Raw genomic sequence first — 3,103 nt, 5'->3', positions numbered from 1 at the left:
ACGGTGTACGCCTGTCGGCCTTTACCATACTGGGCTCAGGCGATTATTATGATATTGATGCTGATGGAAATATCATCGGCTCAAAACATTATACTTCCGGGCAGGAGGTTAAAACCTACGTTAACCTGGAGCCCCGTGTTGCGGCAGCTTTCCAGTTAAACGATGTAAGCTCTATCAAAGCATCATATGCCCGGAATGCGCAAAACCTGCATTTGATCTCCAACTCTAATTCGGGCTCGCCAACAGATAAATGGGTGGCCAGCACCAACCTCATTAAACCCGAAATTGCCGACCAGTTTTCTGTTGGATACTATAAAGATTTCAACGAGCACAACTATGAATTTACGGTTGAAAGCTATTACAAAAAGCTGCAAAACCAGATAGATTACCGCAACGGCGCCAACGTATTTACCAACCAGCCTATAGAAACGCAATTGCTTTTCGGCAAGGGCCGCGCTTATGGTGCCGAGTTTTTGCTGAAAAAGAAAACCGGCAGGCTTACCGGCTGGGTCAGCTATACACTATCAAAATCCGAGCGGATGATTGATGGTATCAACAACAACCAATGGTACAATGCCCGGCAGGACCGCACACATGACATAGCCATTGTAGCTATGTACAAAGCCAGCGAGAAATGGACCTTCTCGGCCAATTTTGTTTACTATACCGGCGATGCCGTAACCTTCCCGAGCGGTAAATACCAGGTTGACGGGGTAAATTATTATTACTACACCAACCGCAATGCCGACAGGATGCCGGCTTACCATCGCCTTGACTTAGGAGCTACCCATCAACTGAAAAAGACGGCGAAGTTTCAGTCTGATTTAACCTTCAGTTTGTATAATGCTTATGGTAACCCTAATGCTTACCGTATATTTTTCCGCGATAACAAGACCGATGCAAGCCGTACCGAAGCCGTGCGTACCACTTTATTCACTTTTGTACCTTCGGTTACCTATAACTTTAAATTTTAAGCCGATGAAAAACACTATAAAATATATAACCATCATGCTTTTTGCAGCAGCCCTAAGCTCCTGCGAAAAAGCCATCGACCTGAAACTGAAAGACACCACGCCTCAATATGTTGTTGAAGGCGTATTGACCGATGCGGCCGGCGGCTGTAAAGTATTGCTTAGCAAAACCAAAAACTTTACTGATAATAATGACTTTAACGGTATAAGCGGAGCAACTGTCACCATTGCCGACGGAAGCACAACCTATCCGCTTACTCCAACTTCGACCGGTGTATATCAAAACAGTACTTTGACAGGTACTCCTGGTCATACTTATCAACTCAATGTAAGTATCGATGGTAAATCATTTACATCAAGCTGTACCATGCTCCCTGCGGTTCCTTTAGATAGTATTTACTTAGTTAAAGATGAGCTTCAAAATAATAAAGACGGTACCCCTCGTAAATATGTTACTGTGCGATATCAAGACCCTATAGCTACCAAAAACTATTACCGCTTTGTACAGTATGTAAACGGCCGCAAAGAGGAAACAATTATGCTGGAAGATGACGAATTTACCAACGGACAGGAAGTGAACAATAACCTCAGGTTCAGCAATGACAATGATAACCCGGCAAGGGACATCCGCCCCGGTAACCAGGTAACCATCGAAATGATGAGCATTGATCAGGCTGTTTACAAATACTTTTACAGCCTAAGCAACAGTGCCAATGGCGATGGCAATAACGCTGCCCCGGCAAACCCGCTAACCAATATTAAAGGTGGGGCCTTGGGATACTTTAGCGTGCATACTGTGGAGAGGAAGACGTTGATAGCGCCGTAAGCCCCCCGGCCCCCTAAAGGGGGAGTTATTTTAAAGAAATCATATAAAAAACACTCGCCTATGGCGGGTGTTTTTTATTTAAACCAATATTTCTCCGCAGGGAATTTGTTGCCTGTTATCATCATTCAAATAAATTCATAAATTTAGCATGTGCAAGATTACCTTTTATTCATAGATACCGAAACCTCCGGTCTGCCCAAAAAGTGGGACCTGCCCTATTGCGATAACGACAACTGGCCTTACGCGCTGCAGGTGTCATGGATTGTTTATACCAATGACAGGCAGGAGCTGAAGCGTGAAGATCATTATATTAAGGATAATGACTTTACTATAAGTGAAAAAGCACGTGCGGTTCACGGCCTTACACAAGAATATCTCGTTGAGCATGGCGAATGGCGCAAAGATGTAATGACAATACTGGCTAATGATCTGGTAGAATATGAACCGTTGGTAATAGGTCATTTCATTGAGCTCGATCTGAATGTTGCCGGTGTTGAGTTTTACCGCACAGGGATCGCCAACCCGCTTCAAAATTTAAAAACGTTTTGTACCATGCTGGCAACCACCAAATGGGTACAAAATCCGCAGGTTAAATATTTAAGGTTAAACCAGTTGTACGAGGTACTGTTTAACAAAACATTAGACAGGCAGCACAATGCCCTTGAAGATGCCGAGGCTACCGCTGAATGTTTTTTTGAGATGCTGAAACGCGGCGACATTACCGACGACAGTGTACAGCACCAGGAAGTTTACCTGCAAAAGATCCGCTCCGAAAAAAAATACCTTTTACCTGCAGCCATTGTTTTAATATTGATCATCATCATAGCTTTTTGGTTATATGGTTCAACGTCTTGAATTTTTAAAAAAAGTATCCCCCTTTAATTTGCTCCCTGCGGAGGTATTGGAAGAAATTGCCGATCAGCTGCAGGAGATCCGCTATAGTAAGGATACAGTTATCTACCAGCAGGAAGTAACTAAAATGCGCGGCGTAGATATTGTTGCCGAGGGCGAGTACGAATCCTTTTTTTACGATAGTCAGCAAAATAAGCGATTGTTGGAGCATCATCATTCGGGTTATTGCTATGGCGGCATTTCGGTATTGCTTAACCGCAAGCAATCCATTCGCACAGTAATAGCTAAGAGAGGTAACACGGTTTTCTTTCTGCACCGTAAAGATTTCCGTTCGCTTTGCAAAACATACGAAGAGTTTTTCCAATACTTCACTTCTGATTTTGGCAAACGCATGCTCAATGATGAGTTTGCCCATTTTTATAAACGTCCGGCAACTTTTGAGGAAAGCTATATA

Annotated in this window: 4 protein-coding genes; all 4 read left to right on the top strand. The window is 43.4% G+C overall.

The annotated features are described in order from the left end of the window. Positions 1-974: TonB-dependent receptor plug domain-containing protein (locus VF500_RS29755; protein WP_414688602.1), on the top strand; the 974-nt coding region annotated here is incomplete at its 5' end. Between the two features lie 4 nt (positions 975-978). After that, positions 979-1,797, top strand: coding sequence for a DUF4249 domain-containing protein (locus VF500_RS29750; RefSeq protein WP_330863132.1), 819 nt, complete (start codon positions 979-981; stop codon positions 1,795-1,797). Positions 1,798-1,947: 150 nt separating this feature from the next. Beyond that, positions 1,948-2,652, top strand: a complete 705-nt coding sequence (locus VF500_RS29745; protein ID WP_330863131.1) for a 3'-5' exonuclease — start codon at positions 1,948-1,950, stop codon at positions 2,650-2,652. Next, a partial coding sequence (locus tag VF500_RS29740; protein ID WP_330863130.1) for a cyclic nucleotide-binding domain-containing protein occupies positions 2,636-3,103 on the top strand: 468 nt, incomplete at its 3' end. The genes VF500_RS29745 and VF500_RS29740, both read left to right, overlap by 17 nt.

Origin of the sequence: Mucilaginibacter sp., from assembly GCF_036383575.1 — a bacterium.
GTDB lineage: Bacteria > Bacteroidota > Bacteroidia > Sphingobacteriales > Sphingobacteriaceae > Mucilaginibacter.
The sequence above is the reverse complement of the archived record's forward strand: the minus strand, read 5'-3'. Positions and strand labels throughout refer to the sequence as shown.

Coding starts and splice junctions, on each gene's coding strand:
- VF500_RS29750 (WP_330863132.1), top strand. CDS start 979: ATGAAAAACACTATAAAATATATAACCATCATGCTTTTTGCAGCAGCC.